Source organism: Pseudomonas sp. 2995-1 (assembly GCF_002742505.1).
GTDB classification, from domain to species: Bacteria; Pseudomonadota; Gammaproteobacteria; order Pseudomonadales; family Pseudomonadaceae; genus Aquipseudomonas; species Aquipseudomonas sivasensis.
Genome location: NZ_LJSA01000332.1, coordinates 166,834 through 189,035 on the forward strand (window position 1 = coordinate 166,834; position 22,202 = coordinate 189,035).

The window sequence follows — 22,202 nt, forward strand, 5'->3', positions numbered from 1 at the left end:
CAGCCCAGGCCTACTCTGTTTGCCTGCCCGCGCTGAGCTGCCCACAAGGAAGGCCCCATGTTCGAACACCACGCCACACTCAAACGGCATTTCAGTGCCCTGCGCACTACCGCCGATTTCTTCTCCCTACGCTACGTTCGCGAATCCGGCCAGTACCTGTCGGTGCGCAAGAACGTCGCCGAACCGCCACACTTGAGCAACGACGAAGGCGCCATGCTCACCGTGCGTCTCAACGGTGTCGAAGCCTACGCCGCGACCAACGACATTTCCCTTGCCGGCCTGCAAGCCGCCCTTGAGCGCGCCGAACAGCAAGCCCGGCAAATCAAGCCTCACGCCCTGCTGGATGTGCGCGACCAACACGTCTCCAGCGACATCGCCGACTATCTGTCGCCTGACCTCGACCAAGCCTTCCCGTCCCTAAGTGACTGCTATCACCTGCTTGGCGACGAATCGGCCGCCGTGCCCAAGGACGAGCGCCTGGTCAGTTGGGACGTCAGCCTGGGTCTGACCCACGTCGAGCAGATCTACCTCAATACTGCCGGCGCCGAGCTGCGCCAGGCCCAGCGTTTTGTGTTCCCTGGCGTCAACGTTACAGCCTTTGACGGCAACGACAGCCAGACCCGCACCCTCGGCGGCAGCAACTTTGGCCAGCAAGGCGGCTTTGAGGTGATCAACCGTTTCGGCCTGGTCGGCGCGGCCCCGCGCATTGCCGACGAAGCCCTGCAACTGCTGCTGGCGCCGAACACGCCCCAAGGCCCGCGCGACCTCCTGCTGATGCCTGACCAGATGATCCTGCAGATCCACGAGTCCATCGGCCACCCGCTGGAACTGGACCGTATTCTCGGCGACGAGCGCAACTACGCCGGCACCAGTTTTGTGAAGGCCAGCGACTTTGGCCACCTGCAATACGGCTCCAAGCTGCTCAATGTGACGTTCGACCCGAACATTCCCGAACAGCTCGCCAGCTACAGCCATGACGACGACGGCACCGCCGCCAGCAAGCAATTCCTGATACGCGAAGGGCTGTTGATCAAGCCGCTGGGTGGGGCGCTGTCGCAATTTCGATCCGGCATGAGCGGCGTGGCCAACAGCCGCGCCAGCAGTTGGAACCGCGCGCCGATCGACCGCATGGCCAACCTGAATATCGAAGCCGGCGACAAGAGCCTGGCGCAACTGATTGGCGGCATCGAAAACGGCATCCTGATGTCGACGAACCGTTCATGGTCCATCGACGATGCGCGCAACAAATTCCAGTTCGGCTGCGAATGGGGCCAGTTGATTGAAAACGGAGAGCTCAAGGGCGTGGTGAAGAACCCCAACTACCGAGCTATTTCCGCGCAGTTCTGGCGCAAGCTCAGCGCCGTGGGTGACGCCAGCACCACCAAGGTGCTGGGCACGCCGAACTGCGGCAAGGGCGAACCCAACCAGGTGATCCGTGTCGGCCACGCCTCACCCGCGTGTGTGTTCAGCAACATTGACGTATTTGGGGGAGATGCCTGATGAATACCTTCAAGGCATTGGTGGAGTGGCTCAAGCAGGCCATCACCGAAAAGGAACAATTTCACCTGAGCTATGCGGCCGAGGCGTCCGAGTTCGTGCGGTTCAACCACGCCAAGGTGCGCCAGGCCGGACAAGTGCAACAGGCCAGCCTCAACCTGAAACTGATCAACGATGGCCGCCACGCCGACCTCGCTATCACCCTGGCCGGCACGCCTGAGCTGGACCGCCAGCGCCTCGCCGATGGCCTGCAACAACTGCGCGAAACATTGCCGTTGCTGCCCCATGACCCGTATCTGTTGCTCAACCACGATGCCTGGCACAGCCACAACGAACAGGCCCAGCCGCTGCCCGATCTGGCCCTCGTGCTGGAGGACATCAGCCAGTCCACTGACGGCGTGGACTTGGTTGGCATCTACGCCGCCGGGCCGATCAGCCGTGGCTTTGCCAGTTCCGATGGGGCATTCGGCTGGCACCAGGCCAATAGCTTCAACTTCGACTTCAGCCTGTTCCATGCCAACGGCGAAGCGGTAAAGGCCAACTATGCCGGGCACACCTGGGACAGCGCCGAGTTCGCCCGCCGCTTGCAACAGGCCCGCAACCAGCTTGAGTTCCTCGGTCGACCGTTGCACACCCTGGCGCCCGGGCAGTATCGCGCCTACCTCGCCCCGGCGGCGCTGGAAGAAATCATCAGCATCATCACTTGGGGTGGTTTCTCCGCACAGGCCATCGCCAGCAAAGGCAGCTCACTGCAAAAGCTGTACGCGGGCGAGCAACACCTCAGCCCGCTGGTAACAGTGAACGAACACGTCAGCGGCTCCCTGAGCCAGGCGTTTTCCAGCGAGGGCTACCCGCGCGGCGATGTCACGTTGATCAACGCGGGCAAGGCCGAAGGCCAACTGGTTAACTCGCGCAGTGCCGCCGAATATGGTCTCAGCACCAACGGCGCCAGCAGCGACGAATCCCCCAGTGCCTTGCAGATGGCAGCGGGCAGCCTGGCCGAAGCTGACATCCTCAAACAACTCGGCACCGGGCTGTACATCAGCAACCTGTGGTACCTGAACTATTCAGACCTGCCCGCCGCCCGCCTCACCGGCATGACGCGCTTCGCCACGTTCTGGGTGGAAGACGGCGAGATCAAGGCGCCGGTCAGCACCATGCGGTTTGATGACAGCGTCTACAGCCTGCTCGGCTCGCAGTTGGAAGCCCTCACCGCTGAGCGCGAGTTGCTGCTGTCGGCCAGCACCTACGGACAGCGCAACACTGCATCCAACCTGTTGCCGGGGGCTTTGGTAAAACGCCTGACCCTGACTCTCTAAACATCAAATGCCTGTGGGAGGAGCCCCTCCCACAGTGTTTTGTGCTGATTTCAGACATCCCGGTTTCGGCCCTTCCTACCGTAAATTCTCTTCCTGCCCGTTTGCACGGGCGGCCTGTTGTCGCCTGCAAAAAACCTCGCTATAACAGCTAGTGGCATACCGCCACATACTGGAAGTACTGCGATGAACCATGGAAGTTTCGTCATACAAAAGCTGTTCAAACACTACAACGTTCACATGGAGCAACTGGGTCACGACCCGCAAAAGAAAACGGTACTGATGGTCAATGGCGCGCTCTCCACCACCCGCTCCTTCGCCCGCACCAGCAAATGCCTGGCCGAGCATTTCAATGTGCTGCTCTTCGATTTGCCATTCTCCGGCTATTCCCGCGAGCACAACACCGACCTGGACCTAGTGACCAAGGACGACGAAGTGCAGATGCTGCGCGCCCTGGTGGAACGCTTCGAGGTCAACCACCTGGTATCGGCCTCCTGGGGTGGCATCTCCACGCTGCTGACCCTCGCGCACAACCCGCCGTCCATCGAAAGCTCGGTGGTGATGGCCCTGGCGCCCAACCTCAACCAACCCATGCTCGACTACGTGGAGCGCGTGCGCGTGCTGATCGAGGCCGATGACAAATCCGCTGTCGGCCACTTGCTCAACGAGACGGTCGGCAAATACCTCTCGCCCCGGCTCAAACGAAATAACCACCGTCACCTGTCGACCATGGCCACCACCGAGTACCGCCAGGCGCGCTTCCATATCCATCAGGTACTCGGTCTGGGTGACGGCAACTACCTGCCAGCACTGCGGCAGATTGAAACGCCGGTGCACTTCCTCAACGGCGCCCTGGACGAATACACCCCGGCCGCCGAAGCCCAGCTGTTCAAGCATTACGTGGCCCGCAGCAGCTTTGCAGTGGCCGAGCACACCGGTCATTTGCTTGATCTGGAGTCCCGCGAGGCCGCGTTATCGGTGCACCGCGCGCTGCTGAATTTTTTGGTGGGCGAGCACGCGGTGTTGTCGGACTTAGACGAACCGCCAGTGGGAAAAAGCGCGACGAATGGCGCATAATCGCCAACACATAGCCTGCTAACAAAAGGGTTCCCATGCCGAATCGCGTCCCGCTCGATGACAAGACCGCCCGCTGGCTCCCCTGGGTGGTGGCGATTGCCTTCTTCATGCAGTCGCTGGACGGGACGATTCTGAATACGGCGCTGCCGGCAATGGCGCGGGACCTCGCCGAGAACCCGCTGCGTATGCAAGGTGTGGTGATCGCCTACATGCTCACCGTCGCCCTGCTGATCCCGGCGTCCGGCTGGATTGCCGACCGCTTCGGCACTAAGAAAATCTTCTTTGGCGCGATCATGCTGTTCAGCATCGGCTCCTTGCTGTGCGCCTTGTCCAGCAGCCTGACCATGCTGGTGGGTGCGCGGGTGATCCAAGGCTTGGGCGGCGCGCTGATGCTGCCGGTCGGAAGGCTGGTCGTTCTCCGTGCTTACCCGCGCTCCGAGCTGGTGCGGATCATGGGCTTCATCACCATTCCTGGCCTGCTCGGCCCATTGCTCGGCCCGACCATGGGCGGCTGGATGGTGCAATACCTAACCTGGCACTGGATCTTCCTGATCAACCTGCCGGTGGGCATGATCGGCTGCTACGCCGTGTGGAAATTCATCCCCGACCTGCGCGGTAGCGAGCGCACACGCTTTGATGGCCTCGGCTTTTTGCTGTTCGGCGCGGCGATGGTGTTGATCACCATCGCTATGGAAGGCCTGGGCGAACTGCACCTTCCGCACCTGCGGGTGATGTTGCTGCTGTTCGGAGGGCTGGCGTGCCTGGCGGCGTATTGGCTGCGGGCCGGGCATATCGACAATGCGCTGTTCTCGCCGGTGCTGTTCAAGACGCGCACGTTTGCGGTGGGCATTCTGGGCAACCTGTTCGCCCGCTTGGGCAGCGGCGCGCTGCCGTTCCTGGTGCCGCTGTTGTTGCAGGTAGCGCTGGGTTATTCGCCATCGCAAGCCGGTATGAGCATGCTGCCACTGGCGGCGGCGGCTATGTTTGCCAAGTCCGTGGCGCGTCCGTTGATCGAGCGCCTGGGTTATCGCATCGTGCTCACCGGCAATACCCTGGCGCTGGGGATGATGCTCGCCAGCATGGGCCTGGTTACGGAACAGACGCCCTACCCTTTGCTGCTGGGCATGCTCGCGGTGCTGGGGGCGATCAACTCCCTGCAATTCACCGCCATGAACACCGTGACCCTGATCGACCTCGACGACGCTCAGGCCAGCAGCGGCAACAGTTTGCTTTCGGTGGTGGCGCAACTGTCTCTGAGCCTGGGCGTGGCCTGCGCCGGTGCGCTGCTCGGCGGCTTCACTGCCGAATCGGGCAATGATGGCGTGGAAAGTGTGCTGGGCGCCTTCCAGTTGACCTTCCTCACCGTGGGCATCATGGCGATGCTGGCGGCGGCGATCTTCCTGCAACTGTCGCCAACAGACGGCAAACGGGTGGTCAACCCAGACCAACATATCGAGCATTAAGCGGCGTCTCGTCTAGAACTTGCGGGGAAATTCCCACAGGGCTGGTACACTGCGCGACATTTTGTTTTGCAGAGCCAGTCCCGTGACTACCATCGCCACCGCTTTTAATACTTTGCCCCTGTCCGCCGCCATGCTGGCTAACCTCGACTCGCTGGGTTATGTCGAGATGACGCAGATCCAGGCGCAAAGCTTGCCGGTGATCCTCAAAGGGCTGGACCTGATTGCCCAGGCCAAGACCGGCAGCGGCAAGACCGCTGCATTCGGTATCGGCCTGTTGAACCCGATCAACCCGCGCTACTTCGGCTGCCAGGCGCTGGTGATGTGCCCGACGCGTGAACTGGCCGACCAGGTCGCCAAAGAAATCCGTCGCCTGGCCCGCGCCGAAGACAACATCAAGGTCCTGACCCTGTGCGGCGGCGTGTCCCTCGGTCCGCAGATCGCCTCCCTTGAGCACGGCGCCCACGTGATCGTCGGCACCCCGGGCCGCATCCAGCAACACCTTCGCAAAGGTTCGCTGGTGCTGGACGGCTTGAACACCCTGATCCTCGATGAAGCCGACCGCATGCTCGACATGGGCTTCTACGACGCGATCGAAGACATCATCAGCAAGACCCCACCACGCCGCCAAACCCTGCTGTTCTCGGCCACCTACCCGGTGAGCATCAAGCAGTTGGCCTCGAAGTTCATGCGCGCGCCGCAGCAAGTGAAAGCCGAAGCGTTCCACTCCGACGACCAGATCGAGCAGCGTTTCTACGAGATCTCCCCGGAAGAACGCATGGACGCCGTGACCAAGGTGCTGGCGCATTTCCGCCCGGCTTCCTGCGTGGCGTTCTGCTTCACCAAGCAGCAAGTACAGGAAACCGTCGACCACCTGACGTCCAAGGGCATTTCCGCCGTTGGCCTGCATGGCGACCTGGAACAGCGCGACCGTGACCAGGTGCTGGCGATGTTCGCCAACCGCAGCACCTCGGTGCTGGTCGCCACCGACGTCGCCGCCCGTGGCCTGGACATTGACGCGCTGGACATGGTGATCAACGTCGAACTGGCCCGCGATTCGGAAATCCATATCCACCGCGTCGGCCGTACCGGTCGTGCGGGCGAGACCGGCATCGCAATCAGCCTGGTGGCGCCGTCCGAAGCGCACCGCGCCCAGGCCATCGAGCAACTGCAGAAGTCGCCGCTGAACTGGGACCAACTGGACAACCTCAAGCCGCAAAGCGGCGGTCCGTTGCTGCCGGTGATGAGCACCCTGTGCATCGCCGCAGGCCGTAAAGACAAAGTACGTCCGGGCGACATCCTCGGCGCACTGACCGGCGAAGCCGGCATCCCGGGCGCCCAGGTCGGCAAGATCGCGATCTTTGACTTCCAGGCCTTTGTGGCTGTTGAGCGCGGAATCGCCAAGCAAGCGTTGCAGCGTTTGAATGACGGCAAGATCAAAGGCCGTTCGTTGCGCGTTCGGATCCTGTAACACCATCTCCGCACCAATGGAGATCCAATGTGGGAGGGGGCTTGCCCCCGATAGCGGAGTGTCAGTCAATATAGATGTGACTGAACCGCCGCTATCGGGGGTAAGCCCCCTCCCACATTAACTGCATTCCAAATCAGAATTTGTATGAGGACACCGTTTTGCGCTCGACCGAAGTTGTGATCATTGGCGCCGGCGCCGCAGGCTTGATGTGCGCGCTGACCGCCGCCGGGCGCGGGCGCAAGGTGATGCTGATCGACCATGCGAACAAGGCCGGCAAGAAGATCCTGATGTCCGGCGGTGGCCGCTGCAATTTCACCAATATGTACACCGAGCCGGCCAACTTCCTCTCGCACAACGCGCACTTCTGCAAATCCGCCCTGGCCCGCTACACCCAGTGGGACTTTATCGGGCTGGTGGCCAAGCACGGCGTGCCGTATCACGAGAAGAAGCTGGGCCAGTTGTTCTGCGATAACAAGTCCAGCGACATCCTCGGCATGCTGCTCGACGAATGCATCCAGACCGGCGTGAGCATGCACTTGGACACGTCGATCCAGGAGATTGCCAAGGTCGACGGCGGCTACCAGTTGCAAACCACGCTGGGTGAGGTGCGCTGCGAATCCTTAGTGATCGCCACCGGCGGCTTGTCGATTCCGACCCTGGGCGCCACCGGTTTTGGTTATCAAGTGGCCAAGCAATTCGGTCACGAACTGCTGCCAACCCGCGCCGGGCTGGTGCCGTTCACCATCACTGATCAGCTCAAGGACTTGTGCGGCGAGTTGTCCGGCACGTCCGTGGACTGCCTGGTCAGCTGCAACGATCAGAGCTTTCGCGAGAACATTCTGTTTACCCACCGTGGCCTGAGCGGTCCGGCGATCTTGCAGATTTCCTCCTATTGGGAATCCGGCGACACCGTGGAAATCAACCTGCTGCCCGACCACGACGCCCACACCTGGCTGCAACAGCAACAGGTCGAGCGCCCCAACAGCGAGCTGAAAACCCTGCTGGGTGAGATCTTCACCAAGAAGATGGCCAACCTGCTGGCGGACACCTGGTTTGCGTCCAAGCCGATGAAGCAGTACACCCACGCCGAAATCGCCGACATCGCGCAGAAGCTGGGGAGCTGGCAGCTGGTGCCAGCGGGCACCGAGGGCTATCGCACCGCCGAGGTGACGCTGGGCGGGGTGGACACGCGGGAAGTGTCGTCCAAAACCATGGAATCGCTGAAAAGCCCTGGCTTGTACTTTATTGGGGAAGTGCTGGACGTGACCGGCCATCTGGGCGGATTTAACTTCCAGTGGGCGTGGGCTTCCGGCTACGCGGCCGCGCAGTTTGTTTGACACCACGCAGTAAAAAATGTGGGAGGGAGCTTGCCCCCGATAGCGGTGCATCAGTCACCGATATTCTGGCTGACACACTGCAATCGGGGGCAAGTCCCCTCCCACATTTTGATTTGAGGGGTGCCTGCGAATAATTTGTTGTCAGATGTGATCACCACCCTTGCCGTGGCGTCACTGATGGCTCAATTTAACGGCATCGTCCCGGAAGACTCACGACTTCATGTCATCGACCTCGTTCAAGCAGTCTATGCGGCGCCTGTGGGCGCTGGATAAATTCAGTTACAGCATTCGGGTATTCATCGCCCTCACCGGCAGCATGGCGCTGTGCTGGTATCAGGATGAAATGACGCTGCTGATCCCGCTGTTCCTGGGGATTATCGCCAGCGCCCTGGCTGAGACCGACGACAGTTGGCAGGGCCGCCTCAATGCCCTGGCAGTAACGCTGGTGTGCTTCAGCATCGCCGCGCTGTCGGTGGAATTGCTGTTCCCTTACCCCTGGATTTTCGCCATCTCCCTGGCTCTGGCGACGTTCGGCCTGACGATGCTCGGGGCGCTGGGCGAACGCTATGGCGCGATTGCGTCGGCCACGTTAATCCTGTCGGTCTACACCATGATCGGCGTGGATCAGCGCGGCGGCGCCGTCAGTGATTTCTGGCATGAGCCGTTGCTGCTGGTGGCCGGTGCGGCCTGGTACGGCGCGTTGTCGGTGCTGTGGCAGGCGCTGTTTTCCAACCAGCCGGTGCAGCAGAGCCTGGCGCGGCTGTTCCGCGAGTTGGGGCGCTACCTCAAGCTCAAGTCGTCGCTGTTTGAACCAATCCGCCAGTTGGATGTGGAGGCGCCCCGCCTGGAACTTGCCCAGCAAAATGGCCGGGTGGTGGCCGCGCTGAATGCCGCGAAAGAAATCATCCTGCACCGCGTGGGCAATGGTCGACCGGGGTCGAAGGTCAGTCGCTACCTCAAGCTGTATTTCCTGGCCCAGGACATCCACGAACGCGCCAGCTCATCCCACTACCCTTACAACGCCCTGGCCGATGCGTTCTTCCACAGCGATGTGCTGTTCCGCTGTCAGCGCTTGCTGCGCCAACAAGGCAAGGCCTGCCAGGCCCTGGCCGAGTCGATCCAACTGCGCCAACCGTTCATCTATGACGACAGCTTCGCCGAAGCCCTGAGCGACCTGAACGCCTCCCTGGAACACTTGCGCATCCAGAGCAACCCGGCCTGGCGCGGCCTGCTGCGTTCGTTGCGCGCCCTGGCGGCCAACCTGTCCACACTTGACCGCCTGCTCGGCGACGCGAGCAACCCCGACGCCCTGGCCGACGCCACCGACAGCAACCTGTTGGACCGCGCGCCGCGCAACCTCAAAGAAATGTGGACGCGCCTGCGCACCCAACTCACGCCGACGTCGCTGCTGTTCCGACACGCGTTGCGCCTGTCACTGGCGCTGACCATCGGCTACGGTACCTTGCATGCCATCCACGCCTCCCAAGGTTATTGGATCATCCTCACCACCCTGTTTGTGTGCCAGCCCAACTACGGTGCGACGCGGCGCAAGCTCGGCCAGCGGATCATCGGCACCGCTATCGGCCTCACCGTGGCCTGGGCGCTGTTCGACCTGTTCCCAAGCCCCTTGGTGCAATCGATGTTCGCCATCGCTGCCGGCCTGGTGTTCTTTATCAACCGCACCACCCGCTACACCCTGGCCACAGCAGCAATCACCCTGATGGTGCTGTTCTGCTTTAACCAGGTGGGGGATGGCTACGGGCTGTTTTTGCCACGGCTGTTCGATACTTTGCTCGGCAGTTTGATCGCCGGCCTGGCCGTGTTCCTGTTCCTGCCGGACTGGCAAGGCCGTCGCCTGAACAAAGTGCTGGCCAACACCCTGACCTGCAACAGCATCTACCTGCGCCAGATCATGCAGCAATACGCCGCCGGCAAAAGCGACGACCTGGCCTATCGCCTGGCCCGCCGCAACGCGCACAACGCCGATGCGGCGCTGTCCACCACGCTGGCGAACATGTTGATGGAGCCGGGGCATTTCCGTAAGGAGGCGGATGTGGGCTTCCGTTTCCTGGTGTTGTCCCACACCTTGCTCAGCTACTTGTCAGGCCTCGGAGCCCACCGCGATACGCCATTGCCGGCTGAGGTGCGCGAGCATCTGATCGACGGCGCGGGTAAAACCCTCGCTGCGAGCATCGATGAAATCGCGACAGGTTTGGCCAACAAGCAACCCATTGCGATCCAGAGCGACGCCGAGGAAGCCCTGGCGGCGGACTTGGAGCAGATGCCGGATGAGATTGATGAAGGGCAGCGATTGGTGCAGACACAGTTGGCCTTGATTTGCCGGCAGTTGGGGCCGTTGCGCACCTTGGCGGCGCACCTGATCAAAGATACCAGCGCGGCTTAGGCCGCTATCGGGGGCAAGCCCCTCCCACACTTGATCGGATTCACACGGTCCGAATGTGGGAGGGGCGGTGCGACGATTCGACTTGCTCCCGATGAGGCCCGCACAGGCACTACATGCCATGGGCCTTCATCAACCGCGCATAACTGCCATCGACCTTCATCTTGGCAATCTCGCGGTCAAAGCTCGCCACGATCTGCGCGTGCTCAGGGTTCTTCAGGCTCACCAGAATATGCAGGCTGTTTTCACTCAGCGGCTGTGGCAGGAACTCCACCGTATTACGCACCCGGGCCGACTCCCGTGCCAGGTAAAAGCGCGCCACATATTCATCCTCCACCGTCAGCCGCACCCGCTGCGCCGCCAGCATGCGCACGGCCATGGCGAAGTTATGCACAGGCACTTTCTGCAACTGCGCATCCCCATCGAACGCCGCTGAATACGCATAACCACGTACCACCGCGATGGGATAGTCGTGCAGTTGCTGCAGGTTCTGAAACTCGATGGGGTCGTCACGGCGCTTGATAAAACGCACGCGGTTGAGCAGGTATTCGCCGGAGAATTGCCCCAAGTGCGTACGCGCGTCGTCGTACCAGGCGTTGACCAGCACGTCATAGCGCCCGTCACCCACGCCCATCAGCGCGCGAGCCCAGGGCACCTGCTCGAAATCGCTGGCATAGCCCGCGCGCGCCAAGGCCGTGCTGACAATATCAGTGGCCAAGCCCCCGTTGATCAGCGTGGCATCGGTAAAGGGCGGCCAGGCATCCGCGACCAGGCGCAGGCGCTGTGCACATGCAGGCGTTGCCAGCAGCAACACTCCAATCAAAGCAACGGCACGAGAGAATCGCGGCATGCTCAAAATCCTTGGCGGACAGGCGGTGGCCTTAGCTCAGGCTGCGCCTGAGGTTCTAACATTAGCTCAGATTACACAAAGAAACGGCCGCCGCCTGCACTCAATAGTGGCAAATTGATTTCATTCACAAAAATAGTTGATTTAGACACTGAAGCCCGTCGCGCCTACTATCCAGAACAGACATTTACGAGAGAACACACCATGACAGTCGATTGGGTCTGCAAACATCACACCGACCTGGGCAAGGAGCAGCTATACGCCATCCTGCGCTTGCGCTGCGAGGTTTTCGTTGTCGAGCAGAAGTGCGTTTATCAGGACATCGACGGGCAGGATCTGACGGGTGATACCCACCACCTGATGGCTTGGAAAGACGATGAACTGATGGCCTACCTGCGCCTGCTGGATCCGGAATCCCAAGGTGGCGATGTGGTTATCGGTCGGGTGATCGTCGCACCGGCGGCACGGGGTACCGGGCTGGGGCACGAGATGATGGAAGAAACTCTCAAGCAGATTGAGGAGACCTGGCCTGAGACGCCGATCTTCCTGTCAGCCCAGGCGCATTTGCAGGGCTATTACGGGCGGTATGGGTTTGTGGTGGCGGGTGAGGAATACCTGGAGGATGACATTCCACATATTGGTATGCGGCGCGCTTAAGGCCGCCATCGGGAGCAAGCCCCCTCCCACAGTTTGAATGTGTGAATACATTCAAACTGTGGGAGGGGGCTTGCTCCCGATAGCGCCAGACCAGCCACCGCCAAACTCAGGGATAACCCAGAACCCGCTTGATCTGGTCGAGATTCACCTCGATCCACCCCCGATCAATCGCGCCCCAGTCGCGAATCCGATAGTGCCCGGCATGGTTGCGGGCGCCGTCTTCCTGTTCGAATTCACACACGATATCCAGGTCAGCCAACGCCGCAATCGTGTCCTGCGCCGTTCGCCGGGGCATACCGGTGACGTCGGTCAGCGCCGGCACACTGCTGGCGAGCCCGCTGTCGATCAGGTACGCCACGTACAGGCGGCGGTAGAAGCTGCTTTTGGTCTTGCTCACATCCATGGTCAGTCGCCTTGTGCGGTCAGGGCTTGCCCTGCAGGTCGCGATACGTGAGGTACACCCGCAGGTCGAATTCCACCTGGTGGTAGCCCGGCATCATGTAATCGCAGAGTTTATAGAACGCCTTGTTGTGGTCCGATTCCTTAAAGTGCGCCAGCTCGTGCACCACGATCATGCGCAAAAATTCCGGAGCGGCGTCCTTGAACAGTGAAGCAATGCGGATCTCTTTCTTGGATTTGAGGTTGCCGCCCTGCACCCGCGAAATCGTGGTGTGCAGCCCGAGGGCGCGGTGGGTCAGATCCAGGCGGTTATCGAACAGCACTTTGTCGATCGCTGGCGCATTGCGCAGGTGTTCCTGCTTCAACGCCAGTGCGTAGGCGTACAGGGCTTTGTCGCTCTGCACCGCATGACGCTCGGGATAACGCTGCTCCAGGTAAGCGCCCAACTGGTCCTTGGCGATCAGTTGACGTACTTGCTCCTGGAGGGCTGCGGGGTAAGCCTGGAGGTATTTCAGCGCGGTCATTGAGGTCTGCAACAGGGTTCGAATGGGCGCCAGTGTAGCGAATTCAGCGCAGGCGGGCGCGTGACCAGTCGACCACTTCGTCGGCCATCAGGGGGTGCGCCGCCCACGGTCCCTGGATAAATGGGCAGCCATGGGCTTTGAGCCACTGAGCTTGCTCCTGGGTTTCCACACCCTCGGCCACCACCAGCACGTCAAAATGCCCGCACAGTTCGATAATGCTGCGTGCCATCGCTGCGTCCCTCACCGACCCCGGCAGGCGCGCGACTAATTGCGGATCGAGTTTGAGGGTGTCGAACTCCAAGTCACGCAGATGCGCCAGGGAACATTGTCCCGAACCAAAGTCATCCAAAGCGATGCGCACCCCGATTCGGCGCAGTAACTTGAGCTGCTTGGTGGCCTCTTCCAAGCTACTCATCAGGCAATCCTCGCCGATTTCCACCTCCAGCTGCCCAACCTGAAGCCCATGTCGCTCCATCACCTGCTGCAACTGGTTAGCCAGGTTGGGCATATTGAACTGGCTGCTACTCAGGCTGACGCTCAGCACCAATTCATCGTCGAAGGTGCTTTGCCACACCTGACGCTGGGCAGCGACCTGTTGATAAATCCACGCGCTCAGCTGGCTGATCAGTCGCGCTTCCTCCAGCAGCGGTAAAAACAGCCCAGGCGGTACATCGCCGACGCTGGGGTGTTGCCAACGCAATAACGCCTCGACACCGCGCAGGCGCCCATCAGCCAGAGAGACCTGAGGCTGGTAGACCAGGGTGAAATCCTTGTTTTGAATGGCCGTACGCACGCTGTCTTCGAGCATCAGCCGCGAGCGCGCGCGGCCGTTCATTTCCTGGTCGTAATAGCGATACTGCTGACGGCCCGCGCGCTTGGCTTCGTACATGGCGATGTCGGCCGCACGCAGCAAACCATTCAGGTCCGAACCGCAGTCCGGGAAGGTAGCAATGCCAATGCTCACGCCGAGCATCACATCCAAACCGTCAACCTGCTGACACACGGAGACTCGTTCGATCAGTTTTTCCGAAATTTTTGCCGCCTGCTCTGGGAACTCCAACTCCAGCAGCGCAGTAAATTCATCACCGCCCATGCGGCCGATAATGTCGTAGGAGCGCAAGCCGCCCTGTAATTGCTCCGAAACCCAGCGTAAAACCCGGTCGCCCGCATCATGGCCCAAAGAATCGTTGACGCGCTTGAAACCGTCGAGGTCCAGGTACAGCAACACCAAGGACTGCTCTGTGCGTTCACTGCGCAACAGCGTGTTCTCCACAGCCTGGTGGAAGCCGCGTCGATTCAGCAGCCCGGTCAGCGGGTCGGTAACGGCTTGGAATTCCAACTGCTGATGCAGGTGGCGCACTTCGGACATATCCAGCACCGTCACCACCATGGCCTTCTGTTCGGTGGGCAGCGGCGCGCATGACAACGCCGCCGGCACCTGCTGGCCACGGCCGGTGCGCAGAAGCGCATCGTGCAGGCGCCAGGTTTCGCCCTTGCGGTAACCGGCGTACATCTGCGAATCCAGCCACGTGGGCACATGGGGCTTTTGCATGAAACTCAGGAATTCCTGGCCCTGTAACTCTTGGATCGGGGCATTGAGCAGGCGCGAGATCGCCGGGTTGGCGTATTCGATCACGCCCTCCTCACTCACCACCAGGATGCCCTCGGCGGCGTTATCCAACACCGAGGCATTAAAGGCCCGGGCTGACTCCAGATCATGGCTCAGGCGCTGCAAGGCCCGGCGAATGCGCTGATGCTCCAGCAACGCCTGGACCTTGGGCTTGAGAATATGCGGGTCGAAGGGTTTGAACAGGTAGTCGATGGCGCCACTGGCATAGCCTTCCAGCACGGCGGCGGGCGACTGGGCGTTGGCACTCAGGAAGATAATAGGGGTCATGCGTGTGCGCTGGTTGCCACGCATCAGGCGGGCGACTTCAAAGCCGTCCATGCCGGGCATCATTACATCCAGCAATACCAGGTCCACTTCATGCTGCAGCAGCACCTCCAGAGCTTCCAACCCGGATTCCGCGGTGACCACCTGCCAGTCATCACGTTGTAGCAGCGCACGCATGCTGATCAGGTTTTCCGGGTAGTCATCGACGACCAGAAGAACCGAACTGCCATCGCCATGAGGTGGAGCGCATTCCATGCTGGGTCTCTTCCTTAGGTCTACTCCGGTCACTTCTGAGAGAAAACGCGGATAAACATTGAGGGCTCACTCTAGCCCTGGATACTGAAAATCAGAAGTGACGTGGATGCCATCATTGCGCCAAAGTTCACTCAGCCGACTAACGGTCAACCTCTACAGCCCACGGTTCATGGGAAACATGGCTTTTTGGCATTCATTTGGCGCCAATAAATTGCCAGTAAATGTTTAACAACAGGCCGGCCACCGCCTATAAAGAACCTGTAAGGCCCACGGGCCAAAGCCTTCACCCCCTGTAAAAGGCCAACGCCATGATCGACCTCTCCACTTGGAACCTGAGCATTCCGGTCGGCTCGCCCCCCGCGACTATCGACACCCCAAAGCTGCTCAGCGGCTTCAACGACCAGTACTTCCAGGCCGAAGGCAGCAACGTGCAGTTCTGGACACCCGTCACCGGCACCCGCACCGAAAACGCCATCTACCCACGCAGTGAGCTGCGCGAAACTTACGCCGACGGGCGCTTGCGTAACTGGACCTACCCCGAAGCCGACAACTTCCTGCGCGCCACCTTGGCCGTGAACCAAGTACCCTCAAGCGGCAAGATCGTCATCGGCCAGATCCACGCCTATGACAGCCAAAAACCGCTGATCAAGCTCGAATACCAGTTCAAGGAAAAGACCCAGACCGGCAACATCGTCGCCAAAGTGCGCATGCGCCCGGATGAAGGTGAAAGCCGCGTGGTCATCGTCGCGTCCAATGTGCCGCTGGAGAAAAGCTTTACCTACGTGATCAACCTCAACAAAGCCGGGCTGCTCAGCGTGTACGCCGCCGACAGTGAATGGAACGAGCGCATTGGCGCAGCGTGGGGCAGCAAGCCGCTGTACTTCAAGGCCGGCGCGTATGTGCAGGACAACAGTGGGGACAGCAAGGAAGGCGCGAAGGTGACGTTTGCGAAGTTGGATATTGATCACGAGTGAGGCGTGACCCAACGTTTTCGCGATATCACGCATAGCCAAATCATCTTGAAAACTGTCAGGCCTCACAGTCGCCAAGATTAACCTATTGGGGGAATCTAACGCCCATAACCGTGGGCCTCCCCCATGGATCTGGAGTCTTGAGATGCGCATCTCAATGAATGACATCCGTAAAAACTTCAATCGACGAAGAAATTCAAAATAGACGTCCGCCTGAGCGATAGCTCCGACGAGACCGATGAAGGAGAAGACCCAAGGTTCGACGATAAAAAAGCAGAGCTGACTTACTATCGCTCAGCAGGCGTGTACCGGACCGTCAACCTCAGGACATAAAGACCATTGAGCCGATCAGCGATAACACAAAGTCATCGAACCCTTTGGATTACTGAGCCCGGCATAAACTCGGCAGGTGTTTTCTGTTGCCCCAAGGATGATTCACTGACATCCCCAGCCTCTTAAACAATGCACCAGCTCCTGCGGTAAGGGCACTTGCTACCGCCGGAAGCCGCTGCGCAGTCCAACCTAAGCGCCCTTGCCACACGCAGTTTTCTGTTCGCTCTCTCGATTGACAGCCAACTAATCCGGCCCTTTTTGAATCGATAGCCCATCCGCTATTAACGACCTGCATCTCCCGCTACCTGGACCATCAAGGCGTGGCTGCCTTATAACAGGTGGAGGGCTGGAATTCGCACTAACATACATAGCAAAAAGTCATAAAAAACTGTTAATTATTACAGGTTTCAAAACCATTATTTCAATCCAAACTAATTATCACAAGATGGAAAAAAGGTTTATGCAGCGAACACGCCATCCTGACAAACCATGGCGCCCACCCCCTAGTTAGAGCAACATTAAATATCACTTACCCGTACAACTTTGTTGTTCGAAAAAACAAGGAGCATTCAAATGAGCGTCATTACCCCTATCATCGAAAGAATAAACGGCTCTACAGCATCGCCAAGCGCTACAGCTCTCGTTGACCGCTCTTTCAGAATCGAAGGCATTGGCTTTCCAAATGGGGAACTAGAGGTACGACTGGGCGCTGCCAGCAGCAAGCCACTGAAAACGATAAAAATCTCAGCGAATGGAATATTTTCAGATAGTGTAATGGCCTCAATCTCAGGCCCTGTTACTTTGACGCTGACTGAAACTGATGCGACCCCGAAACAAGTCTCGATAAATCTTGATATTCAGAAAAAAATCACTGAAAACTTAGCCGATGAAGAATTGAGATTCGCCCTTATTCAAGAATTTGTTACCAATAACAACTTTAAATTCATACACGAGGGCAACATTGAGCGATCTTTCAGCAAATCCATAGAAGCCATGACCAAGACTAACCTTAGAAAACATGTAATTAGTGACATTCAGCGCGAAGCACTCTTCGGGCCTAAAGTCTATGTTTTTAGATCAGAGCAGGCCGTGGCCGCATCGGTAAAAATTTCTTTGCGAGGAACAGATGATGTCCCTCTCAATTTCAACAAAATGAGTTTTTCATATATCGCTGTTGGCCCTTTATCATTCGAATGGTCGGATGGCAAAACCACTACCCCCATAAAAGCAGCAACAGAGGGTTTAGACCGGTTTACCTTCAGCACTTTAAACATGGAGTATATTGTCATAAGGAGCACGCCAACGGCCTCATTCTATTTTGTAGCAGGACACTTTGAAGCGGAGCCTGTATAACGTCCAAAATCAGCTAAATATAACAACCCGTCTCACGACGGGTTGTTATATTGCACAACTACAGGACACCGTAAATTTCATGCCCGCGAGCGAGGCTCCAACGAACATTACGCTTGCTCATCAAAAACCCGCATCGCCACGGGTTTATTCACGCTTGCGGTTCAATTCACCTTAGCGTTCAACTCACCTTTCAGGTAACGCTGGTACATCGCTTCCAGCGAGATCGGCTTGATCTTCGAGCCGTTGCCGGCAGTGCCGAAGGCTTCGTAGCGAGCGATACACACATCACGCATCGCGGTTACGGTGGCGCCGAAGAATTTACGTGGGTCGAACTCGCTCGGGTTGGTGGCCATCAGGCGACGCATTGCGCCGGTGGACGCCAGGCGCAGGTCGGTGTCGATGTTGACCTTGCGCACGCCGTGCTTGATGCCTTCAACGATCTCTTCAACCGGTACACCGTAGGTTTCTTTGATGTCGCCGCCGTACTGGTTGATGATCGCCAGCCACTCTTGCGGGACCGAGGAAGAACCGTGCATCACCAGGTGGGTGTTAGGGATGCGCTTATGGATTTCCTTGATGCGGTCGATGGCCAGCACGTCGCCGGTAGGCGGCTTGGTGAACTTGTAGGCGCCGTGGCTGGTGCCGATGGCGATGGCCAGGGCATCGACCTGGGTCTTCTTGACGAAGTCAGCGGCTTCTTCCGGATCGGTCAGCATTTGGCTGTGATCAAGCACGCCTTCGGCGCCGATGCCGTCTTCTTCGCCGGCCATACCGGTCTCCAGAGAACCCAGGCAGCCCAGTTCGCCTTCAACCGAGACGCCGCAGGCGTGAGCCAGGGCTACGGTTTGCTGGGTTACGCGCACGTTGTATTCGTAGTCGGTTGGGGTCTTGCCGTCTTCGCCGAGGGAGCCGTCCATCATCACCGAGCTGAAGCCCAGTTGGATGGAGCGCTGGCACACGTCAGGGCTGGTGCCGTGGTCCTGGTGCATGCACACCGGGATGTGCGGAAACTCTTCGATTGCGGCGAGGATCAGGTGACGCAGGAATGGAGCACCGGCGTATTTGCGGGCACCGGCCGAAGCCTGGACGATCACTGGGGAGTCGGTCTTGTCAGCGGCTTCCATGATGGCGCGCATCTGCTCAAGGTTGTTGACGTTAAAGGCTGGGACGCCGTAGCCGAACTCGGCTGCGTGGTCCAGCATTTGACGCATGCTGATAAGTGCCATTGTGTTGTCTCTCCCGGTCGAGGGTCGTTAATCGTGCAAGCCTGCCGTAGCGGCGGCTGCTATTCAAGTTATTGCCGGTCAGGTTTTGCATGCCTGGCCTGCTGAATCGTTATTGCAGTGTCCGGCTCGCCATTTGGAACCGAATCAATGTGGGAGGGGGCTTGCTCCCGATAGCGATCTATCAGTCGCTGACTTCGGTGACTGACCCACCGCAATCGGGAGCAAGCCCCCTCCCACATTTGGATCTCAATACATTCGAGACCGTGTTCTGTTTACTGGGCCTTGCAGCCCCGCCCGATCAAATCGTCGGTGGCAACCCAGTAAACCAGGCCTTCCTCACCCTTGGTGTGAAACGCCAACTGGTCGTTGCTGTACAGCACGCCCGAAGCGGCAACGTCCTGTTTAAGGCGGTAAACCTGGTCGGAACCGCCGAGGCGTACATCCACCTCGCTACGGGCCTGGTTGGCAAATCGCCAGTTGACCTCGGCCTTGCTGTCGCAGGTCCAAGTGGTCCACTTATCGGCAGGCTCTGCCTTGTTGAACATGTTCATGCTGCTGCAACCGGCCAGTAGGGCCAGGGCTGCCAGGGCGAAAACGCCTTTCATTGCCAATCCTCGCAGCGGCGCCAGAGGCCGCCGATGCTGTCGGTTAGTTGATCAGACCCGTCAAGGGCAACCCTGTTCCTGACCGTTGGGCGCGGAGTCGTATTTCTCCAGCCGCTCGTTGCCGATGCGCTTGTTGATCACCGGCATGGTCTCGGCTTGCCAGTCAGCCTGGTAGCAGCTCTTTTTCTGCACAGGCAACGGCTTTCCAGCCTCCTGCGCCGCGCTTGGCGTGCTGCCGCAGCCGGCCAGAAGGCCCGCTGCGATCAACAGTGCCAACGACTTGATCATGGGAATGCTCCTTTTCCTGATCACGGGCCTTAGCCTTTGGCTCGGGCTTCCAACACTTCAACGGCGGGCAGCACTTTGCCTTCGACGAATTCAAGGAACGCGCCGCCACCAGTAGAAATGTAGGAGATACGGTCAGCCACACCATATTTATCGATGGCCGCCAGGGTGTCGCCACCGCCGGCGATGGAGAACGCCGAGCTTTCAGCGATGGCATTGGCCAGCACTTTGGTGCCGTTGCCGAACTGGTCAAACTCGAACACGCCGACCGGGCCGTTCCACAGAATGGTCTGGGAGGCTTTCAGCAGTTCGGCGAAGTTGGCTGCGGTTTGCGGCCCGATGTCCAGGATCATGTCGTCGGCAGCCACGTCAGCGATGAGCTTGACGGTGGCGGCGGCGCTTTCAGCGAATTCCTTGGCAACCACCACGTCTACCGGCAACGGCACACTGACCTTGGCAGCGATGGCGCGAGCGGTATCCAGCAGGTCCGGTTCATACAGGGACTTGCCCACCGGGTGGCCGGCTGCGGCCAGGAAGGTGTTGGCAATGCCACCGCCGACGATCAATTGGTTGCAGATCTGGCTGAGGCTGTTGAGCACGTCCAGCTTGGTGGACACCTTGGAGCCAGCCACGATGGCAGCCATCGGCTGGGCCGGTGCGCCGAGGGCCTTGCCCAGTGCATCCAGTTCAGCAGCCAGCAGCGGGCCAGCAGCCGCAACCTTGGCGAACTTGGCCACGCCGTGGGTGGAACCCTCAGCACGGTGAGCCGTACCGAACGCATCCATCACAAATACGTCGCACAGGGCTGCGTATTGCTGGGCCAGTTCGTCACTGTTCTTTTTCTCGCCTTTGTTGAAGCGCACGTTTTCGAACAGCACGATGTCGCCGGCCTTGACGTCAACGCCACCCAAGTAGTCAGACACCAACGGCACTGTGCGGCCCAGGGCCTCACTCAGGTAATCGGCCACAGGCTTGAGGCTGTTTTCTTCCGAGAACTCACCTTCGGTCGGACGACCCAGGTGGGAGCAGACCATTACGGCCGCGCCTTTTTCCAGGGCCAGCTTGATGGTCGGCAGCGAAGCCCGGATTCGCGCATCGCTGGTGACAACACCGTCCTTGACTGGGACGTTGAGGTCTTCGCGAATCAGTACGCGCTTACCTTGCAGATCGAGGTCGGTCATCTTCAACACGGTCATGGGTCGCAGTTCCTGAATTGACTTATTTAAAGGGCAGGTTTTGATGAGGCAACGTGCAGATAGTGTTCTGCAACATCCAGCATGCGGTTGGCAAAACCCCATTCGTTATCGAACCAGGCCAGGATATTCACCAGCCTCGGGCCGGAAACGCGGGTCTGGCTGGCATCGACAATTGCCGAATGCGGGTCATGGTTGAAGTCACAACTGGCGTGGGGCAACTCGGTGTAGGCCAGTAAGCCTTTGAGCGGGCCGCTGGTAGCGGCATCGCGCAGAATCCGGTTGACCTCCACCGCATCGGTGTCGCTGACGGTTTGCATGGTGATGTCCAGGCAAGACACGTTTACCGTCGGCACCCGTACGGCTTTGGCCTGAATTCGCCCGGCAAGTTCCGGCAGCAGGCGTTCGATGCCACGGGCCAGGCCGGTGGACACCGGAATCACTGACTGGAACGCCGAACGCGTACGGCGCAGGTCTTCGTGGTGATAGGCGTCGATTACCGGCTGGTCGTTCATCGCCGAATGGATGGTGGTGATCGATACGTAATCGATGCCAATCGCCTGATCCAACAGGCGCAACAGCGGCACGCTGCAGTTGGTGGTGCAGGAGGCGTTGGACACCAGCAGCTCATGGCCGGTCAGGCAATCCTGGTTGATGCCGTAGACGATGGTGGCGTCGACATCCGCCTCGCTGGCCATTGGCTGGGAAAACAGCACACGCGGCGCGCCGGCGTCGAGAAAACGCTGGCCATCGGCGCGGGTGTTATAGGCACCGGAGCATTCCAACACCAGGTCGACGCCCAGCGCCGCCCAGTCGATGCCCTCGGGGGTGGCACTGCGCAGTACTTTTACGCAGTCGCCTTTGATATGCAGACAATCGCCCTCAACCCGCACTTCGCCAGGGAAGCGGCCGTGGGTGGAGTCAAAGCGTGTCAGGTATTCGATGCTGGCCATGTCGGCCAAATCGTTGATCGCGACAATTTCAAACCCGGCTGCCGCCCCTCGCTCGAACAGAGCACGCAAGACGCAACGACCAATGCGGCCGTAGCCGTTGAGTGCAACTTTGTAGGGACGCGGTTGGGGCATGGGGTTCTCGATCAAG

At 59.5% G+C, this 22,202-nt stretch carries 19 protein-coding genes; 10 read left to right on the forward strand and 9 right to left on the reverse strand.

The genetic code is table 11. The features are described 5' to 3' along the window. Positions 1 to 57 precede the first annotated feature (57 nt). The 7 genes from AOA61_RS09720 to yccS all read left to right on the forward strand — a co-directional run bounded on the left by AOA61_RS09720 (position 58) and on the right by yccS (position 10,562). Positions 58 to 1,500, forward strand: coding sequence for a TldD/PmbA family protein (locus AOA61_RS09720; RefSeq protein ID WP_099601671.1), 1,443 nt, complete (start codon positions 58 to 60; stop codon positions 1,498 to 1,500). Continuing rightward, complete coding sequence (locus AOA61_RS09725) at positions 1,500 to 2,816, forward strand: TldD/PmbA family protein (RefSeq protein ID WP_095185097.1); 1,317 nt, start codon at positions 1,500 to 1,502, stop codon at positions 2,814 to 2,816. Before AOA61_RS09720 ends, AOA61_RS09725 begins: the two co-directional genes overlap by 1 nt. 183 nt (positions 2,817 to 2,999) lie before the next feature. Then, positions 3,000 to 3,890: an alpha/beta fold hydrolase gene (locus AOA61_RS09730; protein WP_032884035.1), complete on the forward strand. Its 891-nt coding sequence runs from the start codon at positions 3,000 to 3,002 to the stop codon at positions 3,888 to 3,890. Between the two features lie 35 nt (positions 3,891 to 3,925). Continuing rightward, positions 3,926 to 5,353: a multidrug transporter subunit MdtD gene (gene mdtD, locus AOA61_RS09735; RefSeq protein ID WP_032884036.1), complete on the forward strand. Its 1,428-nt coding sequence runs from the start codon at positions 3,926 to 3,928 to the stop codon at positions 5,351 to 5,353. A gap of 130 nt (positions 5,354 to 5,483) precedes the next feature. Continuing rightward, positions 5,484 to 6,821: an ATP-dependent RNA helicase DbpA gene (gene dbpA, locus AOA61_RS09740; RefSeq protein ID WP_233897098.1), complete on the forward strand. Its 1,338-nt coding sequence runs from the start codon at positions 5,484 to 5,486 to the stop codon at positions 6,819 to 6,821. Between the two features lie 158 nt (positions 6,822 to 6,979). Then, entirely contained in the window at positions 6,980 to 8,158 is a 1,179-nt protein-coding gene (locus AOA61_RS09745) for an NAD(P)/FAD-dependent oxidoreductase (RefSeq protein ID WP_099601672.1), read from the forward strand. A 220-nt stretch (positions 8,159 to 8,378) separates the two neighbouring features. Next, the gene (yccS, locus tag AOA61_RS09750) at positions 8,379 to 10,562 is read left to right on the forward strand and encodes a YccS family putative transporter (protein WP_099601673.1); all 2,184 of its coding nucleotides are present in this window, start codon (positions 8,379 to 8,381) and stop codon (positions 10,560 to 10,562) included. A gap of 109 nt (positions 10,563 to 10,671) precedes the next feature. Here the strand turns inward: yccS and AOA61_RS09755 are convergent, their stop codons facing one another. Further along, positions 10,672 to 11,409 (reverse strand): ABC transporter substrate-binding protein, encoded by a 738-nt coding sequence (locus tag AOA61_RS09755; RefSeq protein WP_032884040.1) that lies wholly within the window; start codon positions 11,407 to 11,409, stop codon positions 10,672 to 10,674. Between the two features lie 201 nt (positions 11,410 to 11,610). Here AOA61_RS09755 and AOA61_RS09760 point away from each other — a divergent pair, with 201 nt between their 5' ends. Beyond that, positions 11,611 to 12,063 carry a GNAT family N-acetyltransferase gene (locus AOA61_RS09760; protein ID WP_095185098.1) on the forward strand — a complete coding sequence of 151 codons (453 nt, stop codon included), beginning with the start codon at positions 11,611 to 11,613 and terminating at the stop codon, positions 12,061 to 12,063. 106 nt (positions 12,064 to 12,169) lie between these two features. Here the strand turns inward: AOA61_RS09760 and AOA61_RS09765 are convergent, their stop codons facing one another. Genes AOA61_RS09765 through AOA61_RS09775 form a run of 3 tightly spaced genes read right to left on the reverse strand, consistent with a single transcriptional unit; the run spans position 12,170 to position 15,135 of the window. Then, a complete protein-coding gene (locus AOA61_RS09765) occupies positions 12,170 to 12,466 on the reverse strand; it encodes a helix-turn-helix domain-containing protein (protein WP_032884042.1) in 297 nt (98 codons plus the stop codon). Between the two features lie 19 nt (positions 12,467 to 12,485). Next, a complete protein-coding gene (locus tag AOA61_RS09770; protein WP_032884043.1) occupies positions 12,486 to 12,986 on the reverse strand; it encodes a M48 family metallopeptidase in 501 nt (166 codons plus the stop codon). 43 nt (positions 12,987 to 13,029) lie between these two features. Further along, positions 13,030 to 15,135 carry a bifunctional diguanylate cyclase/phosphodiesterase gene (locus AOA61_RS09775; protein ID WP_099601674.1) on the reverse strand — a complete coding sequence of 702 codons (2,106 nt, stop codon included), beginning with the start codon at positions 15,133 to 15,135 and terminating at the stop codon, positions 13,030 to 13,032. A 308-nt stretch (positions 15,136 to 15,443) separates the two neighbouring features. On the opposite strand from AOA61_RS09775, the gene AOA61_RS09780 reads away from it, so the two are divergent. Both AOA61_RS09780 and AOA61_RS09785 read left to right on the forward strand, forming a co-directional pair. Further along, entirely contained in the window at positions 15,444 to 16,109 is a 666-nt protein-coding gene (locus tag AOA61_RS09780; RefSeq protein WP_032884045.1) for a polysaccharide lyase family 7 protein, read from the forward strand. Between the two features lie 903 nt (positions 16,110 to 17,012). Next, a complete protein-coding gene (locus AOA61_RS09785) occupies positions 17,013 to 17,792 on the forward strand; it encodes a hypothetical protein (protein ID WP_099601675.1) in 780 nt (259 codons plus the stop codon). Positions 17,793 to 17,953: 161 nt separating this feature from the next. Here the strand turns inward: AOA61_RS09785 and fba are convergent, their stop codons facing one another. The 5 genes from fba to epd form a co-directional block, all read right to left on the reverse strand. Next, positions 17,954 to 19,018 carry a class II fructose-bisphosphate aldolase gene (gene fba / locus AOA61_RS09790; RefSeq protein WP_032884050.1) on the reverse strand — a complete coding sequence of 355 codons (1,065 nt, stop codon included), beginning with the start codon at positions 19,016 to 19,018 and terminating at the stop codon, positions 17,954 to 17,956. A gap of 272 nt (positions 19,019 to 19,290) precedes the next feature. Next, positions 19,291 to 19,623, reverse strand: coding sequence for an MliC family protein (locus AOA61_RS09795; protein ID WP_017531025.1), 333 nt, complete (start codon positions 19,621 to 19,623; stop codon positions 19,291 to 19,293). A gap of 60 nt (positions 19,624 to 19,683) precedes the next feature. Further along, on the reverse strand, positions 19,684 to 19,911 hold the full coding sequence (locus AOA61_RS09800) for a hypothetical protein (RefSeq protein ID WP_032884051.1): 228 nt from the start codon (positions 19,909 to 19,911) through the stop codon (positions 19,684 to 19,686). Between the two features lie 29 nt (positions 19,912 to 19,940). Beyond that, entirely contained in the window at positions 19,941 to 21,104 is a 1,164-nt protein-coding gene (locus AOA61_RS09805) for a phosphoglycerate kinase (protein ID WP_032884052.1), read from the reverse strand. 26 nt (positions 21,105 to 21,130) lie between these two features. After that, on the reverse strand, positions 21,131 to 22,186 hold the full coding sequence (epd, locus tag AOA61_RS09810; protein ID WP_032884053.1) for an erythrose-4-phosphate dehydrogenase: 1,056 nt from the start codon (positions 22,184 to 22,186) through the stop codon (positions 21,131 to 21,133). Between the last annotated feature and the right edge of the window lie 16 nt (positions 22,187 to 22,202).